Annotated in this window: 18 protein-coding genes; 17 read left to right on the top strand and 1 reads right to left on the bottom strand. The window is 39.4% G+C overall.

The window, feature by feature from the left end:
- Positions 1 to 9: 9 nt before the first annotated feature.
- The 3 genes from smpB (at position 10) to TT13_RS07590 (ending at position 2846) form a co-directional block, all read left to right on the top strand.
- Entirely contained in the window at positions 10 to 483 is a 474-nt protein-coding gene (gene smpB / locus TT13_RS07600; protein WP_027699425.1) for an SsrA-binding protein SmpB, read from the top strand.
- Between the two features lie 174 nt (positions 484 to 657).
- Positions 658 to 2109 (top strand): ABC transporter substrate-binding protein/permease, encoded by a 1452-nt coding sequence (locus TT13_RS07595; RefSeq protein WP_027699424.1) that lies wholly within the window; start codon positions 658 to 660, stop codon positions 2107 to 2109.
- A complete protein-coding gene (locus TT13_RS07590) occupies positions 2109 to 2846 on the top strand; it encodes an amino acid ABC transporter ATP-binding protein (protein ID WP_027699423.1) in 738 nt (245 codons plus the stop codon). Before TT13_RS07595 ends, TT13_RS07590 begins: the two co-directional genes overlap by 1 nt.
- Before the next feature lie 54 nt (positions 2847 to 2900).
- Here TT13_RS07590 and TT13_RS07585 read toward each other — a convergent pair whose 3' ends face one another.
- Complete coding sequence (locus TT13_RS07585) at positions 2901 to 3431, bottom strand: LURP-one-related/scramblase family protein (RefSeq protein ID WP_052348591.1); 531 nt, start codon at positions 3429 to 3431, stop codon at positions 2901 to 2903.
- 220 nt (positions 3432 to 3651) lie between these two features.
- Between TT13_RS07585 and pta the strand changes: the two genes are divergently transcribed.
- From pta to TT13_RS07515, 14 genes are all read left to right on the top strand, one after another.
- Positions 3652 to 4626, top strand: a complete 975-nt coding sequence (pta, locus tag TT13_RS07580; RefSeq protein ID WP_027699422.1) for a phosphate acetyltransferase — start codon at positions 3652 to 3654, stop codon at positions 4624 to 4626.
- A gap of 154 nt (positions 4627 to 4780) precedes the next feature.
- A complete protein-coding gene (tsaE, locus tag TT13_RS07575; RefSeq protein ID WP_190279644.1) occupies positions 4781 to 5263 on the top strand; it encodes a tRNA (adenosine(37)-N6)-threonylcarbamoyltransferase complex ATPase subunit type 1 TsaE in 483 nt (160 codons plus the stop codon).
- The gene (locus tag TT13_RS07570) at positions 5253 to 5774 is read left to right on the top strand and encodes a GNAT family N-acetyltransferase (RefSeq protein ID WP_027699420.1); all 522 of its coding nucleotides are present in this window, start codon (positions 5253 to 5255) and stop codon (positions 5772 to 5774) included. Before tsaE ends, TT13_RS07570 begins: the two co-directional genes overlap by 11 nt.
- 1 nt (position 5775) lies before the next feature.
- Positions 5776 to 6309, top strand: coding sequence for a 3'-5' exonuclease (locus TT13_RS07565; RefSeq protein ID WP_027699419.1), 534 nt, complete (start codon positions 5776 to 5778; stop codon positions 6307 to 6309).
- A 13-nt stretch (positions 6310 to 6322) separates the two neighbouring features.
- The gene (gene murB, locus TT13_RS07560) at positions 6323 to 7219 is read left to right on the top strand and encodes a UDP-N-acetylmuramate dehydrogenase (RefSeq protein ID WP_027699418.1); all 897 of its coding nucleotides are present in this window, start codon (positions 6323 to 6325) and stop codon (positions 7217 to 7219) included.
- Positions 7220 to 7240: 21 nt separating this feature from the next.
- On the top strand, positions 7241 to 9313 hold the full coding sequence (locus tag TT13_RS07555; protein ID WP_027699417.1) for a Na+/H+ antiporter: 2073 nt from the start codon (positions 7241 to 7243) through the stop codon (positions 9311 to 9313).
- Positions 9314 to 9324: 11 nt separating this feature from the next.
- Positions 9325 to 10140 (top strand): diadenylate cyclase CdaA, encoded by an 816-nt coding sequence (gene cdaA / locus TT13_RS07550; RefSeq protein ID WP_027699416.1) that lies wholly within the window; start codon positions 9325 to 9327, stop codon positions 10138 to 10140.
- 2 nt (positions 10141 to 10142) lie between these two features.
- Positions 10143 to 11111, top strand: coding sequence for a CdaR family protein (locus tag TT13_RS07545; protein ID WP_027699415.1), 969 nt, complete (start codon positions 10143 to 10145; stop codon positions 11109 to 11111).
- Positions 11112 to 11116: 5 nt separating this feature from the next.
- Complete coding sequence (gene glmM, locus TT13_RS07540; RefSeq protein WP_027699414.1) at positions 11117 to 12475, top strand: phosphoglucosamine mutase; 1359 nt, start codon at positions 11117 to 11119, stop codon at positions 12473 to 12475.
- Positions 12476 to 12570: 95 nt separating this feature from the next.
- A complete protein-coding gene (locus TT13_RS07535; protein ID WP_027699413.1) occupies positions 12571 to 12882 on the top strand; it encodes a hypothetical protein in 312 nt (103 codons plus the stop codon).
- A 95-nt stretch (positions 12883 to 12977) separates the two neighbouring features.
- Positions 12978 to 14225: a glycosyltransferase gene (locus TT13_RS07530; RefSeq protein ID WP_027699412.1), complete on the top strand. Its 1248-nt coding sequence runs from the start codon at positions 12978 to 12980 to the stop codon at positions 14223 to 14225.
- Positions 14218 to 15243 carry a glycosyltransferase family 4 protein gene (locus TT13_RS07525; RefSeq protein WP_027699411.1) on the top strand — a complete coding sequence of 342 codons (1026 nt, stop codon included), beginning with the start codon at positions 14218 to 14220 and terminating at the stop codon, positions 15241 to 15243. The genes TT13_RS07530 and TT13_RS07525 overlap by 8 nt, the downstream gene beginning before the upstream one ends.
- Before the next feature lie 4 nt (positions 15244 to 15247).
- A complete protein-coding gene (locus tag TT13_RS07520; RefSeq protein WP_027699410.1) occupies positions 15248 to 16246 on the top strand; it encodes a lysylphosphatidylglycerol synthase transmembrane domain-containing protein in 999 nt (332 codons plus the stop codon).
- An 84-nt stretch (positions 16247 to 16330) separates the two neighbouring features.
- The gene (locus TT13_RS07515; protein ID WP_027699409.1) at positions 16331 to 18460 is read left to right on the top strand and encodes an LTA synthase family protein; all 2130 of its coding nucleotides are present in this window, start codon (positions 16331 to 16333) and stop codon (positions 18458 to 18460) included.
- The last annotated feature ends 234 nt before the right edge of the window (positions 18461 to 18694 follow it).

Raw genomic sequence — 18694 nt, 5'->3', positions numbered from 1 at the left:
GAGGTAGTTATGGCGAAGAAAAAAGCACATGACAACAACTATTTAGCAACTAATAATAAGGCCCGCTATAACTATGCCATTGGTGAGACCTTTGAGGCTGGCATTGAGCTAACAGGTACTGAAATTAAATCAGTTCGCGCTAGTCAAATCAATATTGCAGATGGCTTTGTACAGATTCGAAATGGACAAGCTTGGCTCGATAATGTGCATATTAGTTTATTTGCACAGGGTAATCAGTTTAACCATGAACCATTACGTTCACGGCGCCTACTATTGCATAAGCAAGAGATAAAAAAGTTGGCTGACCAGTCAGCGCAAGCGGGAAAAACAATCTTGCCGCTAAAAGTTTATTTAAAACGTGGTTTTGCCAAAGTTTTGATTGGTGTCGGAACTGGTAAGCACAGTTTTGATAAGCGTGAGACAATTAAGCGGCGTGATCAAGAACGTGACTTGCGCCGAATAACTAAATTAAAAAATCGTTAAGCGGCTCTGATTGCCTAGATAGAGGAATCGCTAAGAAAATGTAAGCGAACGAAATAAAAAACAATGTCAGGAAATCTGACATTGTTTTTTATTTTAGTGATTTCCTGCTGTATTATAAAAAACATAAAGTGTCTCAACACAAAAAATAATTTTACAGGTTTGAGGAGGAGTGTTATGCGTAAGTGGCTATTGGGGCTGATTATTGCAGCTGCAGCGATTGTTACAGGCTTTGGAGGCTTTAACTCGGTTCAAGCAGCAAGCAAACCACACTATACGATTACAACTGATACAACATATCCTCCCTTTGAATTTCAAACGGCCAACGGTCAATTCAAAGGGATTGATATGGACTTATTAAAAGCAATCGCAAAGCGAGAAGGCTTTACCTACACTTTGAAACCAATGAGTTTTAATTCAGGGGTACAATCTGTTCAGGCTGGTCAAGCTGATGCAATTATCGCCGGTATGACAATTACAGATGAACGTCGGCAAACTTTTGATTTCTCTGATCCTTACTACAAGTCAGGAATTGTAATTGCAGCAAATGAGAAGAATAAAAAGGTTAATTCACTAGCTGACTTAAAGGGACAAAAAGTTGCCGTCAAAACTGGTACAGCTGGTGCTGAATACGCAATGTCTTTAGCTAAAAAGTATGATCTAAAAATTGTGTCATTTAATGATTCAAACACAATGTATGCCGATGTTATGGTTGGTAATGAAGCAGCCGCTTTTGAAGACCAACCGGTAATGGCTTATGCAATCGCACAGGGCACAAAGATGAAAATTATCTCTAAGCCAGCGCAAGCCGGTGATTACGGCTTTGCTGTTAAGAAGGGTGCTAACGCTGCTTTGCTGGATAAGTTTAACCAAGGTTATGCCAGCTTGGTGGCTGATGGTACTTACGATAAAATTGTGCAAAGCTATCTAGGTAAGCACGGTTATAACTACCAAAAGAATGCCGCCGCTAGTGCCGATAACAACTCTTATCTTGGCATTTTGAAGCAAAACAAGGATGCCATTCTAACTGGTTTGTGGATGACAATTAAGTTAACGGTTGTCGGAATTGTATTAGCTTCAATCTATGGCTTAATCTTAGCCATCTTGGGTGTATCACCTTATGCTTGGGTTCGGGCAATTTCAACGTTCTTTATCTACGTATTCCGTGGAATGCCAATGCTAGTTTTGGCATTCTTCATCTATATTGGTTTGCCAAACTTAACTGGCGTTAAAATTCCAGCCTTTACAGCCGGGGTAATTACGCTGATTCTAAATGAAGGTGCATATATTGGTTCCTTTGTTAAGGGTGGCTTCTTATCAGTTGATGGTGGTCAAATGGAGGCAGCCCGTTCGCTTGGTTTGCCTTATGGTAAGGCAATGCGACGGATTATCATGCCACAAGGAATTCGCTTGACCGTACCATCATTTATCAATCAGTTTATTATTACATTGAAAGACACATCAATTTTGTCAGTAATTGGGTTGGTCGAATTAACCCAAACTGGTACATTGATTATTGCTAGAAATCTACAAGGCTTTAAGGTTTGGTTGATGATTGCAGGAATGTATTTGATTGTAATCACATTATTAACTTGGGTATCAAATATCGTGGAAAAGAGGATTAAGTAATGGCTGCAATCGTTGAAGTAAATAATGTACACAAGAGTTTCGGTCAAAACGAGGTTCTAAAGGGAATTGATTTACATGTTGAAGAGGGCGAGTTAGTTGTAATGATTGGCCCTTCAGGATCTGGTAAGTCAACCTTTCTTCGGACACTGAATCAGCTAGAAACAATTGATGAAGGACAAATCATTATCGCTGGTCGTGATTTAAGTGATGCAAAAACTAATATCAATAAGACTCGGGAAAACATTGGCATGGTTTTTCAACATTTTAACTTGTTTCCACACCTAACGGTAATTGAAAATATGATGTTGGCACCAGTTGAACTTGGTAAGGAAGATAAGGCAACCGCTAAGGAAACGGCCTATAAACTTTTGGACCGAGTGGGACTACGTGATAAGGCTGATGCACGTCCTGCAACCTTATCTGGGGGGCAAAAGCAACGAGTTGCGATTGCACGCGCCTTACAGATGAATCCTAAAATTATGCTTTTCGATGAACCAACATCAGCTTTGGATCCAGAAATGGTTGGGGATGTCTTAGATGTTATGAAACAATTATCGACTGAAGGAATGACGATGATTGTGGTAACGCATGAGATGGGCTTTGCCCGGCAAGTTGCGGACCGTGTCGTATTCTTTGCTGATGGTTACATTCGCGAGGCTGGCAAGCCAGATGAGATTTTTGGTAACCCACAAGATCCACGTTTACAAGACTTTTTGAATAAGGTCTTGCACGCTTAAAAATAAAAAGGTACTTTAGCATGCTGACAGCTAGTCAGGTGCTAGAGTACCTTTTTATTTGGATAGATTTAATTTAGTTGCATATTGACGTGAATTAATCGCTAAGTGATTACGTAGATGCTGGGTCGAATGGTCAAGGCGCCAACGAATCAAAAAAGCAATTGTTAGCAAAAGAGCTTGGGTATCTTCATCATCATAAATCTGTACGGCATAGCGAATATTTTGTTCAGGACGAGCAAAAGCTAACTGGTGTTGAATGTTACGAATTTGAATCGTATTGGAAAGTGCATTAACCCAGGTTAACCAATTGGCGCCAGTAATATAGATGATAGCATCAGTGTACAGGGATAAGCCAAAAGAACCAAAGTGTTGATTGTTTTGATGCAGGGCAAAGCGTGGAAATAGCCCTAGTGACGTTTGAACAAGTGAACAGTATTCGTGTCCTTGACGATCCATCAAGCGAAACTTAGCCCCAATAAAACCGGTTGTACCAAGGATATGGTAAGTAAATTCCCCTAAATAATTAGTTATAATCATCGAGGAACCCGGCCGTGTACCGATTTGTTTAATATAAAATTGTTTCATTTGCAAAACCTCAATAAAAAACTAAAGCGACCTTTCCTACAATTTTAGCATTTTTTTAGTTAAACGTCTGTTGGGCGTTGCTTTTATCCTAATTAGCAAGGTATAATCAAGTGAAAAACATCACATTTATTGGTGTCAACAATGTTATTGTAAACGATATTGATTAGTCTTATGATTAGAGCAAGTTGAGTTTATTAGGATTTTATGGAGGTTTTGATAGATGGAGCTTTTTGAACAATTATCAGCAAAAATTTTGAATCAGGGTAAAATTTTAGTTTTTCCCGAAGGTGAGGATGTACGAATCCAAGGGGCAGCGATTCGTTTAGCTGCCAATGGGTTGGTTAAACCAATATTATTGGGGGTAGCAAGTGAAATTGCTGCTACAGCTGCTAGTCATGGGTTTGATCTTTCATCTATTGAAATTATTGATCCAGCCCAATATCCAAGTGATAAGTTTGAAGCCATGGTTGAGGCTTTAGTTGAACGTCGAAATGGAAAGACTGATGCGGTTACCGCAGCTAAGTGGTTAAAAGATGTGAACTATTTTGGTACGATGTTAGTTTATTTGGGTCAAGCGGATGGAATGGTTTCAGGTGCAACTCATCCAACTGGTGATACAGTTCGGCCAGCACTCCAAATTGTTAAGACTAAGCCTGGTTCATCACGTATCTCTGGTGCTTTTGTGATGCAAAAAGCTGACCAACGTTATATCTTTGCAGATGCTGCAATTAATATTGATATTGATGCCCAAACAATGGCAGAAATTGCAGTTCAATCGGCACAAACTGCCAAGGTATTCGGAATTGATCCTAAAGTTGCTATGCTTAGTTTTTCAACTAAGGGCTCAGCTAAGGCGCCACAAGTTGATAAGGTAGCTGAAGCAACTAAACTTGCGCAAGTAGCAGCACCAGAACTATTAATTGATGGTGAATTGCAATTTGATGCGGCCTTTGTTGAATCGGTAGCAGCGGCTAAGGCACCTAATTCAAAGGTAGCTGGTCAAGCAAATGTTTTTGTTTTCCCAGACCTACAATCAGGAAACATCGGTTATAAGATTGCACAACGCTTGGGCGGTTTTGAAGCGATTGGTCCAGTTCTACAAGGACTAGCTAAGCCAATTTCTGACCTTTCACGTGGGGCAAATGAAGAAGACGTTTATAAAGTTGCAATAATTACAGCAGCGCAGGCACTATAACTGATACTAAGTAAGTGTTTAGTAATGCTTGGTTAGTGGCTTATTGAGCTTACATTGTAATAGTTTGAAAAGCATTGCCATCGTTGATGGTGATGCTTTTTATTGTTTTAAGATGACAAGGTGGCACAAGTTAAAGCATGGTATACTTATGTTTATGAGAATAATAGTAAATAATTTGATAGAAACTCAAAATATTGCGGCTCAATTAGCAAGATTGATTCAACCGGGCGATACGGTCCTACTTGACGGTGAGCTTGGGGCTGGGAAAACGACCTTTACGCAGGGCTTTGCTCGAGAGCTTGGAATCAAGCGACCTTTGAAGAGTCCGACTTTCACCTTAGTACGAGAATATACAACAAGTGCTTTTCGACTTTATCACTTAGATGTTTATCGGTTAGGTGAATCAAGTGATGATGAGCTTGGCTTAGAGGATTATTTCACGCCAGATAGTGTTGCGTTCGTAGAATGGTCTCAGTACATTAGTTCAATTTTACCGCAAGATGCGTTGCGAATAACCTTGCGGCGCTTGGATAACGATTTAGATGCTAATAAGCGCATGATTGAGTTTGAAGCCACTGGAATACGGTCTGTGGCATTGTTAGCAGAGCTTAAAGGAATAATTAGCAATGGAAATTGAAATTCGATTAGCAGAGGATGAAGACACAGTTAATTTATTGATACTAATGCAAAAACTCATGGATGAGTCGGATACCTTTACCTTGGAACAAGATTTAACGAGTTTACAAGTAGAGCAAACAGCTGACAATATTGAGCGATTGAATAGTACGGCGAATAATATCTTGTTAGTAGCTGCTGGTGATAATCAAGAATTATTTGGTGTGATTTCAGCGGCAGCGTTACCTGGTCACCCACGAATTGCTGAAGTTGGCATGGCAGTTTTAAAAAAAGTACAAGGCCATGGACTGGCCCAGGCTTTGTTAGCTGAGGTAATAGATTGGGCAAACGACTATAGTAGCGTCGACCAATTGTTCTTAACAGTTCAAAGTCACAATCAAAGGGCAATTCATATTTATGAGAAGATGGGCTTTCAAAAAATCACCGATTCAAACCGTACGCTAGTTAATAGTCGAGGCCTTGAAGTTAGGGCTTTTGATATGGTTTTACCAATTGAAGAGTTAGGAGTTTAGGATGAATTTTATAGCAATGGATTTTGAAACAGCCAGTGCGGAGCGGCACAGTGCTGTTTCGATGGCGATTGTTGTCGTACGTGATAACCAATTAGTTGATGAATTTTACACTTTAATTCAGCCCGAGTCGCGCTTTGACCAACGTAATATCGCAATTCATGGCATTCATCCAGCCGATGTGGCTGCAGCACCTAAATTTCCGGATGTCTGGCCTGTAATTAAGCAGTTTTATACCGCTAATCAGCTTGTGATTGCACATAATGCCCCCTTTGATAATGGGGTTTTAAAGGCAACTTTAAACCACTATCAAATGGCAACACCACATTATTTATCGTTAGATACAGTTAGAACTTCGCGTAAATTGTATCCGCAATTACCAAATCATCGTTTAAATACAGTCGCAGAGGCCTTAGGAATCGATTTAGAACATCACCACAATGCTTTAGATGATACCGTAGCAGCGGCTAAAATTTTGGTAACGCAGGCGGAACAATTTGGGGTGGACCCTTTGAAAGCATTTGTAAAATCAATCTAGGGGAATTTCAATGATGGAAAAAAAGACAATTTTGGAAGCTTTTCCAACTTATAAGATAAAAAAAGATGAACAACTAGCTAAACATACTAATACGCGCGTTGGTGGGCCAGCTGATTATGCTTTTTGGCCGCAATCACTTGCTGAATTAAGTGCAGTGGTTGATTACGCTCGTCAAATGAATTTAAGCATCACAGTTTTAGGTAATGCTTCAAATTTAATTATTACTGATGAAGGTTTACGGGGTCTAGTAATATTTTTGGCAGAACTAAAGCAGATCACGGTTAATGAACATGAAATTCGTGCCGAAGCGGGTGCAATGATTATTGATTTAGCGCAGGTTGCTCAAGAACACGCCCTTAGCGGTTTAGAATGGGCTGCTGGGATTCCAGGTTCAGTTGGTGGCGCAGTTTACATGAATGCTGGGGCTTATGGTGGACAAATTGACGGTTGTTTGACAACGGCTGAAATTTTAACTCGGGATGGACAGATTCAGACTCTAACAAATGCTGAATTGGATTTTGGCTATCGCCATAGCTCTGTGCAAGATACTGGGGCGATTTTACTAGCGGCAACCTTTACTTTGCGGCCAGCTAAGTCTGAACAAATTTTAGCGCAAATGGAAGATTTTAATGAGCGACGAGCAAGTCGTCAGCCTTTAGAATTCCCTTCTTGTGGTTCGGTTTTTAAACGACCGGTTGGACATTTTGCTGGCAAATTAATTATGGATGCCGGTTTGCAAGGCTATCAGATTGGTGGCGCACAAGTCTCAACCAAGCATGCAGGTTTTATTATTAATGTTGGACAAGCTAGTGGGGCTGACTATGTTGCAGTGATTAAGCACGTACAAGCTGTCGTACAGGCTAAGTTCGGTGTGAATTTAGAAACAGAAGTTCGCATACTTGGGGAATAAGGCTGGAATGGAATAGGCTATATGAACTTATTAGATACGATTATTGGATTGATTTTTTTAATCATTTTAAGTAACATTCTCTCGCATTTTATCAGGCAGATTCCAGTCTCTCTGATTCAGATTGCCCTAGGCTTAGTTGCAGCGCTATTTTTCCACGTTGAAATTGATTTACATACCGAGTGGTTCTTGTTACTCTTCGTAGCACCCTTAATTTACTCGGATGCTTGGCGTTTTCCAAAAAAGGAGTTATGGGAGTTGCGAGGCCCTATTTTTGGAAACGCAATTTTGTTGGTTTTCATTACAACAATTGTCGGTGGTTACTTAATTACCTGGATGATTCCGCAAGTTCCACTGGTCGTTGGGTTTGCCATCGCTGCGATTTTGTCACCAACTGACCCGGTCGCAGTACAATCGATCGCTAAGCAAACAGCATTACCCAAACGGATTTTACATGTTGTTTCTGGTGAGAGTTTAATCAATGATGCAAGTGGACTGGTTGGCTTCAATGTTGCCGTAGTTGCTGCAACAGTTGGAACCTTTTCTTTGTTTGAAGCCGCGGGCGAGTTCTTTTATGAATCAATTATGGGGGCGATTGTTGGATTGGTTGTCGGTTATTTGATTAACTGGCTGACCGATTTATTGGTTAATCGTGGCAATAAAGATATTGTTTTTCAGGTAGCGATGCAGTTAGCATCACCATTTTTAATCTACATGATTGCTGAGTCGGTACACGCTTCTGGGGTGATTGCAGTTGTAACTGGGGCGATTATTGCTAATTTACGCTCTAAAAATGACCTGAATTTTGCTGATGAACTCTTAGTTCTCGGTTGGAACACTTGGTCAGTTTTTGCTTATTTCTTAAATGGTTTTCTATTTTTGATTTTAGGTATTGAATTACCAGTTGCACTGCCCCTTCATGGTGAGAGTGGCCCAATCAGTGTTGGCATGATGGTTTTATTTGCTTTTGGCACTTGGATAATTTTATTTTTAATTCGTTTCATTTGGTTGTATTTGAACCAATGGTTCTATCAGCGCCGTAATGATGAAAATAAGCCAGTTTCACTACGTGTGATTTTGATTTCAACCTTATCTGGAGTGCGTGGGGCCATTACAATGGCCGGAGTTATGTCAGTTCCTTTGGTAACAAATGCTGGTGTTCCTTTTCCACAAAGAAGATTGATGTTATTTATCGCAGCAGTAGTGATTATTATTTCATTGGTAGTGGCAATCATTTTCCTACCTCTGGTCGCTGGATATAAAGTATCATTGGCTAATGATGTTGATGCAGGTGAAACTAACAAGCAAAATCCACGAATTGCGCAGCATATGACAGAAGATCGCGCACAGATTTATGCCCTACAGTCGGCTATGCGTGAGATTGAAAATCAACGTTACGAAGCTAATCAAGTTCAAGTTTACGAGCTAATTACACGTTATCAAGCACAAATTAGGCGGATTCAGCTTGAAAATTTGCACTCTGACCGTCTGTCGGCAATGTTGAAGGCTGAATATGATGTACGTGAATTAACATTAAAAACTGAGCGGCGCGTTTTACGGCAATTATTTAATGAACATAAAATTGCATCTTTGGTCTATCAAAGTGAGAGCCGGCGTTTGGATCGAATTGAGAATAATTTGCAAGATTTAATTTCTAAAGAACAGAGTTGGTCGAAAGCTAGTTTACGACGTGCAATTGTTTATATTTTTAGAAACATTCGGGTTTGGCTTAGCGATGAAGATTCTAATCAACTACGGGCACAGTATCAACTAGCACGTAAGGTTACAGCCGAAGCGGTAATCGAGACGTTAAATTTGTTTTTAAACAATCGAGAGCATCAGCTAACGCGGTTTGAACAGCAAGCGGCGTACAGTATTTTAATTTCATATCAGTTACGTTTAGAAGATGACGATGCTGATACTGATAGTATTGAGGTTTTGGCTGCAACAACCGACTTGGAATTAGCTGGGTTGAATGCGCAACGAGCAGCGGTACAAGATTTGTACGATGCACATTTTATTGACTATCAAACTAGTCTAAAAATTCGTCAAACAATTAATTTTGCTGAAGCAGCTTTGTTAGCAGATGAAGAATAGGAGGGCTGAGCATGAATCTTGAATTGTTTTTGCGGCAGATTAATATTATGCGCATAATCGATGTTTTGATTGTGTGGTGGATTATCTATCGTTTGCTTGTATTAATTAAGGGGACTAAAGCCGTTACCATCCTAAGAGGAATTGGGATTTTAGTGGTGGTTAAATTAGGATCATGGTACTTAGGCCTTTCGACAATATCTTGGTTGACAGATCAAATTATTAATTGGGGAGTTGTGGCCTTAGTAGTAATTTTTCAGCCAGAAATTCGACGCGGTTTAGAACATCTAGGTCGCTCGTCACTTTTTAAACGGCAGTATGCTTATGAGGCAGAAAATCGCTTAGTCGACGAATTAGATAATGCCATTCAGTATATGTCTAAGCGTCATATTGGTGCTTTGATTACAATTCAACAGGAAACTGGGTTAGAAGAGTATATTGAGACTGGAATTTCAATTGATGCTTTAGTATCTAGTCAATTGTTGATTAATACTTTTATTCCCAATACGCCCTTACATGACGGAGCGGTAATTATTCGCGATAATCGCTTAGCGGTGGCTGCGGCTTACTTACCATTATCAGAAAACCCAACAATTCCTAAGGAATTAGGAACAAGGCATCGTGCTGCGGTGGGAATTTCAGAGGTAACAGATGCACTAACGATTGTTGTATCTGAAGAAACCGGTGGTGTAACAATTACTCGAAACTCTGAGTTGATGGTTGATTTAACGCGAGAAGATTATCGAAATTATTTGGTTAAACAATTAGTGCCAACTGAGGAAGATGATTCTCTATCTCACCGAATTCGTCGTTTGCTAAGGAGGAAGTAGCCATGAAATTTTCTTGGGAAAAACTATTTTATCTGCTTGGTTCACTGATAATGGCAATTTTACTAAGTGTGTACACCACAGGACGTAGTGATTCTTATGGTATGCGTAATAGCAGCAGTACTACTACTAGTCAAAATACATTGTTTACAAATAACGAGACGGCCAAAATTTCGGTGCCTGTTCAAATCACGGGTATTGATACGAACAAGTATTTAGTCGAAGGAGTCCCAGATGATATTGACGTTAAGATTACTGGATCAACGGCCTTAGTGACAGCAGTCAAGAATACAAAGAATTTTACAGTTTATATTGATTTGAACGCTTTGAACGAAGGTAATCATACAGTTCCATTGAAGGTACAAGGTTTGAACCGTAGCTTGACTTACGAACTAAGCAAGCAGCATCTAAACATTGCAATCCATAGACGTTCGGTTGCTTACTATACGGTTGAACCTGTTTATAATGAAGACGCCATTGCATCTGGTTATAATGCTGGTACACCAACATCGTCAGTGACAAATGTTGAAATTATGGGGCGCGCTAATCTAGTTGATGAGGTTTCGCGAGTAGTAGCAAATGTACAATTGCCAAGGTCAACGACAAGCACGACTTCACATACAGTTGAGTTAAAGGCATTAGACAATAAAGGTAATCCTGTTGACGTAACGATTTCACCAGCAGTAACAACGGTCAGAATACCAGTAAAAGCTGGGACGGGCGATAAGACGGTACCAGTGAAATTTAATACTAAAAACGGCAATGCCAATGATTTTGATATTACAGCTGATGTTAATGAGTTTACGGTTCATGGTAATATGGCGGTGCTTAATAAGCTTAACAATATTGAAGTGCCGGTTGACTTGAAGAATATAACTTCAACTCAACAAATTTCAGTTGAAGTTAAAAACCCAGATGGGGCAGAAAGTATTACACCTAATACGATTAACGTGACAATTACACCAAAGGAGTAGGATTAATGGTAGAGTTACACTATTTTGGAACGGATGGAGTTCGTGGAATTGCAAATAAAGAACTAACTCCTGAGTTAGCATTTCGACTTGGTCGCATGGGGGGAGCTGTTTTGACGCAGCACGCTGAAGGACGCCGACCACGAGTTTTAGTGGGGCGCGACACAAGAATCTCAGGTCAAATGTTAGAGCATGCTTTAATTGCGGGACTTTTGTCAGTTGGAATTGAAATTTTACGCTTAGGGGTGATTTCGACACCAGGTGTTGCATACTTAGTCCGGGCCCAACAAGCTGACGCAGGTGCACAGATTACTGCCAGTCATAATCCAGCAGAAGATAATGGAATTAAATTCTTTGGTGCCGACGGTTTCAAATTATCAGATGCCTTGGAGGCTGAAATTGAAACATTGCTTGACAAAGCAACAGACAATTTACCGCGTCCAGCGGCTGAAGGTTTAGGTACAGTAACGGATTTTCCAGAGGGTAGTTCAAAGTACCTTAAGTTCCTTCAAACGACAACGCCGGTCGATTTTGCCGGTATGTCAATCGCTATTGATGCAGCGAATGGGGCCACATCTAATTTAGTGGCTAGTCTTTTCGCTGACATGGGGGCTGATTTTGTTACAATGGCCACCAGTCCTAATGGGTTAAATATCAATGAAGGTGTGGGGTCAACTCATCCCCAAGCATTAGCCGACTTAGTGGTTGAGAGCAAGTCAGAGTTAGGCTTGGCCTTTGACGGTGATGGTGACCGACTAATCGCAGTTGATGAACTAGGTAATATTATTGATGGTGATCAAATTATGTTCATTGTCGGTAAGTACTTATCAGAGCGTGGCCGTTTGAAACAGGAAACAATTGTCACGACAGTTATGTCAAACATTGGTATGTATAAGGCAATGGCCGAAAACGGACTGGCTTCCGTTAAGACTGCCGTTGGGGATCGTTATGTCGTTGAAGAGATGGTCAAGTCAGGTTATAACCTTGGTGGTGAGCAATCTGGCCACGTTGTTTTCTTAGATTGGGCAACTACTGGTGATGGCATGCTAACAGCCCTACAATTACTAACAGTAATTAAAGAAACTGGTAAGACATTGTCAGAATTGGCGGGCGAAATGACGATTTATCCTCAAAAGTTGGTGAATGTTAAGGTTGAAGATAAAAAGGCGGCTTTAAATAACCCGATTATTAAGGATGTAATCGCGACTGTTGAGGCTGAGATGGGCGATGATGGACGGGTCTTAGTGCGACCATCAGGGACGCAAAATCTACTAAGAATCATGGCTGAAGCACCAACTGAAGAATTAGTTAATGAATATGTTCAGCGAATTGTTAATGTTGTCGTGCATGAGGTTGGTGTAGAATAGAATATAGTTCCTAGCTGGATGAAGCTCCTTAATACTGGATTTCACCAGCTTTTTTTGTACTGGGTGTTTAGATAGGCTAACGGAGGAGGATATAAATGGCAGAGTGGCAGACATTAGATATCATTGAGGAAATTACGCGTAATGACGGAACAACTTATCGAGAAATAGGTAATTTACTTAATAATGGACAGGCTGAATATGCAGTTGAACAAGGAATGATTAAAGAAGTTCGAATTATGAAAATTAATATTCCACACTCTTCAAATGTTGAAAAATATGAAAAATACGTCAATAATAAATATGAAATTCCCACCAAAGTTGCAATTGATAAATGGGTTGAATGGGAAAAGACAGCTGAACTAGCTGCATTAGTTGAAGCTATTCTTAATGAGAATCAGTTAAGCTAAGCAATTAAGACAATAAATTTGGCTTAGCAAGTTGCCTGCTTAACCTAAAAGTTGGTAAAATAATTGTTAAGTCTGTTATATAGAGAGGGATAAGGATGAATATTGGTTTTTTCACAGATACATATTTCCCACAAGTTTCTGGTGTGGCGACATCGATTCAAACATTGCGTCGTCAATTAGAGGCACAGGGACACCAGGTCTATATTTTTACATCAACTGACCCTAAGGTGAAGAAAGGTACGTTGGAAGCTAATATTTATCGCTTTTCAAGTCTCCCTTTTGCCGGTTTTAAGGACCGACGAATTGCCTTTCGTGGAGCAATCCAAGCTTTACAATTGGCAAAACAATTTGATTTAGATATTGTGCATACACAGACAGAATTTTCTTTAGGCTTAATGGGCAAATTTGTTGCGCGTCAATTGAAGATTCCGGCAGTACATACTTATCACACAAATTATCAAGATTACTTACATTACATTGCGAATGGCAAGATTATCCGTCCAAGTGGTGTTGCTTTGATGGCACGTGGTTTTATGGCGGGGATGACTGGTGTAATTTCACCATCTAAGCAAACTTTTGACGTCTTAACTGAGTATCGTGTTGAATCACCAATTGAAGTGATACCAACTGGCGTTAAGGTTCGTCATCCTAGCAGCGAGGATCATAGTGCAGCTCTACGGGAAAAATTAGACTTAGACTCAGACGTACCAGTTGTTATCTCGATTGGGCGGATTGCCTTTGAAAAGAACTTAGAAGATGCGTTATCAGCCTTTGCAGCTGTTTTGGAAGATATTCCAAGCGCACGTTTTATCATTGTTGGTGGTGGACCGGCAATGTCATCACTACAAGAACACGTGCAAGCTTTAGAAATTGAAGCTGCTGTGACCTTTGTTGGTGAAGTGGATCATCGCGATATCTATTCTTATTATCGGTTGGGAGATGTTTTCCTTTCAGCATCGACATCTGAAACGCAAGGATTAACCTTCATTGAAGCGATTACAGCAAAAACACCAGTTGTAGCAATCAAGAGTCCTTATCTTGAAACTGTAGTCATTGATCCAGCAATTGGTACTTTAGTTGATGAACCAGAAGAGCTATATGAGCCGCTTAAGGCATATTTGGAAGCTAAGCTCACTGATACCCCCCTTGGTGATGAAAATGCGCGTAAACAAGTTCTACATGAAATTGATGAACGGACTTTTGGTGAACGCGTTTTGAATTTTTACCATGAAGCGATTTCTATTTACCATGAAGAAGAAGACACTGATGCAGCAGACGCTAAGGATGAAGAGTATGCGCGGTCTTTCTTGAGAAACCCATTCAGAAAAGAGAATCATGATTAGAATTAATATGTTTTCATCGGCCGAATCAGTTCCGGGTCAGGGGGTTGGTTCCGCCTACCGGGAATTAATCAATCTATTGAAATCCCATTTTGCAAAAACAATGGACATTCGAATTAATAAATTAAGTCGGTCAGATATTAGTCACTACCATACAATTGATTTTTGGTTTTATTTATCAACTTTCTTACCCGGTCGTGGCCGTAAAATTGGGTATGTCCATTTTTTACCAGAAACTTTAGATGGTTCAATCTTGTTACACTGGCCGGTAAAAAATATTTTTTATTGGTATGTGATGGCTTTTTATAAGCGGATGGATCATTTAGTAGTTGTTAATCCAACTTTTATTGATAAGTTAGTTGCTCTAGGGGTAAAGCGTGAGAATGTTACCTATATTCCCAATTTTGTGACCAAAGAGCAATTTTATCCTTTACCAGTCGTACAGCAGGCTAGTTTGCGTGAAAAGTATGGATTTGACCAAAAAGCCTATATTATTCTTGGCGTAGGACAAATTCAGGAACGTAAAGGCGTTTTTGACTTTATTGAATTAGCAAAGGCTAATCCACAGTGGTCTTTCGTTTGGGTGGGGGGATTCTCCTTTGGCTCAATTACGGCAGGCTATGAGGAATTAAAAAAAGTTGTTGAGAATCCACCTACTAACTTATCTTTTCCGGGGATTGTTGATCGAAAAATTATCAATGAGTACTATAATCTAGCAGATGTGTTCTTATTACCCAGCTTTGCTGAATTATTCCCAATGTCAGCGTTAGAAGCTTTTAGTGCAGGAACACCGACTATTTTACGTGACTTAGAATTATACCAAGCAATCATCACTGGCTATTATTTGCCAGCAGCAGACTTGCCAGCGATGCAGAGTGCTTTGACGCGGATTGCTAAGGATTCAACTTTAAAAACTGAATTAAGTAAAGAAGCACTGGCAGCCTCAAAACGGTATTCAGCGGATAATGTGGCTAAGATTTGGGATGAGTTTTATCACAAACAAGTTCAAAAAGAGGGGTGATGGGATGTCAAGACGAAATCGCTACGTCTTTATTGTCATGTTGCTTATTGGATTAGGTATCTTTTATTGGTCGTTTAGGACTGTTAATTTAAAGCAGGCGTGGCTAACGATTGAACATGCAAATTGGGGATGGTTATCAGTTGCGATTTTGGCAATGATAATCTATTTGTTAATGGAAGCAGTAGTTGTAAAGGTTTTTGTGGATACACAGCACGCAAAACTTTCTTGGCTACAAGCAATTCGGGTACCTTTAGTTGAGCAGTTTGGTAATGGAATAACGCCATTTTCAACTGGTGGACAACCAATGCAATTAATTGCATTAACCCAAGCTGGTGTTGATGCAGGACGAGCTAGTTCAATCTTATTGATGAAATTTGTGGTATATCAAGGGATGATTGTAGTCAATTTTATTTTGGCTTTGATTGTTGGTTACCAATATGTACAAGATAAATTACATGCTTGGTCAATTTTTATTTTATTTGGCTTTTTGGTTCATTTATTTGTAATCTTAACTTTATTATTGGTAATGTATTGGCCGGCCTTTACACGCAGTATCTTACTAGGTATTTTGTTACCGGTTAAGTGGATTAATAAAAAAACATATCTACGTTGGAAGCAAGTACTTGCTGAGAAAATCGACAACTTTCATGAAGAGAGTCGACGCATCTCACGTGATTGGCTTGCCTTAACTAAGACGATTGGTTTGACCTTTTTACAGCTTTTTTTCTATAACTTAATTCCTTACTTCATTTTGTTGGGTTTGGGAGCAACACAAGCACATATTATCTTGGTGACGGCGTTAAATATCATAATTGTAATGATTATTTCACTATTTCCGATTCCTGGTGGCGCTGGTGGCGCTGAAATTGGGTTTGGACTGCTTTTTAGTCCATTTCTCTCGCCAGCTGTGCTAATCTTAGCAATGATGATTTGGCGTTTAATTACTTACTATTTCGGCATGTTTGCTGGAATTATTGCCTTTGGATTTGATGGCAAAAAATAGTAAGCTTAATGGAGATTTATGTTACCTTTCAGAAACATTAGTATAATTTAATTGACACATAATAATTTATTTAGGGGTAAGAGCATGAAACGAGTGTTGTCGGCCATGAAAAATTGGCGGCCAAGATTAAACTTGAACTCTACAATTGGTTTTTTCCTTCTATCAGTTGCCCTGGTTTGGTTAAAAACCTATTGGGCCTATAACACTAAATTTAATTTAGGCGTTTCTGGTGGTATCCAAGAGTTCCTACTATTTTTCAATCCAATTCCAACGGCATTAATTCTTTTGGGAATTGCTTTATATTTCCGTGGCCGGGTTGCGTATTATTTGATGCTTTTGATTAACTTGATTCAATCAATCTGGTTATTCGCTAATATTCTTTATTATCGCGAGTTTTCGGATTTCTTGTCATTTTCAATTATGGGATCAGGAAGCTCAGTTGATAATAATCTTTCAAAGGCAATTGCTGGAATTATCACACCAAGCGATTTCTTAGTCTTCGCCGATATTATTATCTTGGTAATTTTGTTAGCCACTAGGGTTATTAAAATTGATAAGCGAGCTGTAGCTAAACGCATAGCTTTACTAACAACTGTACTTGGTGCAGTTTTGGTCTTGGTTGGTTATGGTGTCGCAAGTTCTGATCGATCAGGTTTATTAACACGAACGTTTGATAATAATTACATTGTTAAATATCTGGGGCTTAATGAATATGCAGCCTACAATGCAATCAAAACTAAGCAAACGGCTGATGAACGTGCGAATGCCAGTGTGGCAGATTTGGCGCCAATCGAAAAGTTTGTTAAACAACAAAATACAACCCCAAACCCAGCTTATTATGGAGCGTTGAAGGGGAAGAATATCATCATGATTCACTTAGAATCGTTCCAACAGTTCTTAATTGACTATAAGGTAGATGGTAAAGAAGTTACACCAAACATTAATAAGTTCTATCATGAGCAAAATACACTTGGCTTTAGTAACTTTTATAACCAAGTTGGCCAAGGAAAAACATCAGATGCTGAAATGATGTTAGATAATTCTTTGTATGGAACGGCCTCTGGTTCAGCAATGACCAACTATGGGGCAACTAATACTTTCCAGTCAATGGAAGGCTATCTTGACCAAGATGGTTATACAACGGCTGCCTTCCACGGCGATGTACCGTCATTTTGGAACCGTGAGGCAACGTATAAGTCTTGGGGCTTTGATTACTTCTTCAGTAAGGCTTATTACAAAGATGCAGATAATCCGGCCTACAATGTTGGTTATGGTCTAAAAGATAAAATCTTTATGAAGGATACAGCCAACTATCTACAACAATTACCACAGCCTTATTTTGCTAAGGTGATTACTCTAACGAATCACTATCCTTATACGCTTGATAAGGAAAATATTGATTTCCCAGCAACAAAGACTGGGGATAAGACAGTTGATGGTTACGTGCAGACGGCTCATTATCTTGACGAGTCCTTTGGTGAGTTGATGGCTTACTTACAGAAGTCCGGCATGGATAAAAATACCGCAGTTATTTTGTACGGTGATCATTATGGTATTTCTGAAAATCATAAACCAGCCATTGCTAAGTTATTAGGCAAAACTTCCGTTACCAATTACGATTTGGCTAACTGGGAAAAGGTACCATTCATGATTAATGCGCCTGGTTTGAAGGGGGGCATTAATAACACCTATGGTGGTGAAATTGATGTGATGCCAACCTTGATGGATTTGTTAGGGATTTCAGATACAAATACAATTCACTTTGGAACCGACCTATTAGCGGCAGCACACAAACAGATTGTTGCTTTCCGTAATGGAGATTGGGTTACAAATGAATATATGAAACACAATGGTCAGTATTTTGTGACTGCAACGGGAACGTTGATTAGTCCTAAAGCTGATCCAAGAGTTGAGCAAATTGTTAAACAAACGCAAAGCTATGTTAATACCTCGTTGAGTTATTCTGACAAAGTAATTACGGGGGATTTATTGCGCTTCTTTAAGACCAATACTGATTTTAAGAAGATTAATCGTAAAGACTATTCGTATAATAAGGGCACTTCACTTAAGAAGTTGAAAGCAGAGCAAAAGCTTGGGACTTCTTTGATGGCGCAGAATAATAATCAAACAACCATTGGTGATTATGAAACGAATGCACCGGAGTTAACTGATAACAGTAATGCAAGTTCTAATAGTGATCAAAGCACTAACTAAATTAACATAAAAAGCAGCCGGCTTATTTTAAAATAAGCCGGCTGCTTTTTTATTGATGATAAAAGGCTTGACGACTGACCATTTTATCTGTAATATAGTTTAAGTTGTCACGGCGGTTAGGCCGCTAAACAACAAGGTAATCATACTTAAATTTAAAAATAAGTTCTTGACTTATGATGCTAATTTAGATATGATATAAAAGTTGTCGCAAGGCAATGTAGATCATTGAAAACT

It is taken from the genome of Weissella oryzae SG25, assembly GCF_000691805.2.
In the GTDB taxonomy this organism is placed as follows: domain Bacteria; phylum Bacillota; class Bacilli; order Lactobacillales; family Lactobacillaceae; genus Weissella; species Weissella oryzae.
This window is presented reverse-complemented; position numbering and strand designations above follow the sequence as displayed.

Bases quoted from the DNA above. Each gene is read 5' to 3' on its own strand.
- smpB (WP_027699425.1), top strand. From the start codon at position 10: ATGGCGAAGAAAAAAGCACATGACAACAACTATTTAGCAACTAATAAT.
- TT13_RS07595 (WP_027699424.1), top strand. From the start codon at position 658: ATGCGTAAGTGGCTATTGGGGCTGATTATTGCAGCTGCAGCGATTGTT.
- TT13_RS07590 (WP_027699423.1), top strand. From the start codon at position 2,109: ATGGCTGCAATCGTTGAAGTAAATAATGTACACAAGAGTTTCGGTCAA.
- TT13_RS07585 (WP_052348591.1), bottom strand. From the start codon at position 3,431: ATGAAACAATTTTATATTAAACAAATCGGTACACGGCCGGGTTCCTCG.
- pta (WP_027699422.1), top strand. From the start codon at position 3,652: ATGGAGCTTTTTGAACAATTATCAGCAAAAATTTTGAATCAGGGTAAA.
- tsaE (WP_190279644.1), top strand. From the start codon at position 4,781: ATGAGAATAATAGTAAATAATTTGATAGAAACTCAAAATATTGCGGCT.
- TT13_RS07570 (WP_027699420.1), top strand. From the start codon at position 5,253: ATGGAAATTGAAATTCGATTAGCAGAGGATGAAGACACAGTTAATTTA.
- TT13_RS07565 (WP_027699419.1), top strand. From the start codon at position 5,776: ATGAATTTTATAGCAATGGATTTTGAAACAGCCAGTGCGGAGCGGCAC.
- murB (WP_027699418.1), top strand. From the start codon at position 6,323: ATGGAAAAAAAGACAATTTTGGAAGCTTTTCCAACTTATAAGATAAAA.
- TT13_RS07555 (WP_027699417.1), top strand. From the start codon at position 7,241: ATGAACTTATTAGATACGATTATTGGATTGATTTTTTTAATCATTTTA.
- cdaA (WP_027699416.1), top strand. From the start codon at position 9,325: ATGAATCTTGAATTGTTTTTGCGGCAGATTAATATTATGCGCATAATC.
- TT13_RS07545 (WP_027699415.1), top strand. From the start codon at position 10,143: ATGAAATTTTCTTGGGAAAAACTATTTTATCTGCTTGGTTCACTGATA.
- glmM (WP_027699414.1), top strand. From the start codon at position 11,117: ATGGTAGAGTTACACTATTTTGGAACGGATGGAGTTCGTGGAATTGCA.
- TT13_RS07535 (WP_027699413.1), top strand. From the start codon at position 12,571: ATGGCAGAGTGGCAGACATTAGATATCATTGAGGAAATTACGCGTAAT.
- TT13_RS07530 (WP_027699412.1), top strand. From the start codon at position 12,978: ATGAATATTGGTTTTTTCACAGATACATATTTCCCACAAGTTTCTGGT.
- TT13_RS07525 (WP_027699411.1), top strand. From the start codon at position 14,218: ATGATTAGAATTAATATGTTTTCATCGGCCGAATCAGTTCCGGGTCAG.
- TT13_RS07520 (WP_027699410.1), top strand. From the start codon at position 15,248: ATGTCAAGACGAAATCGCTACGTCTTTATTGTCATGTTGCTTATTGGA.
- TT13_RS07515 (WP_027699409.1), top strand. From the start codon at position 16,331: ATGAAACGAGTGTTGTCGGCCATGAAAAATTGGCGGCCAAGATTAAAC.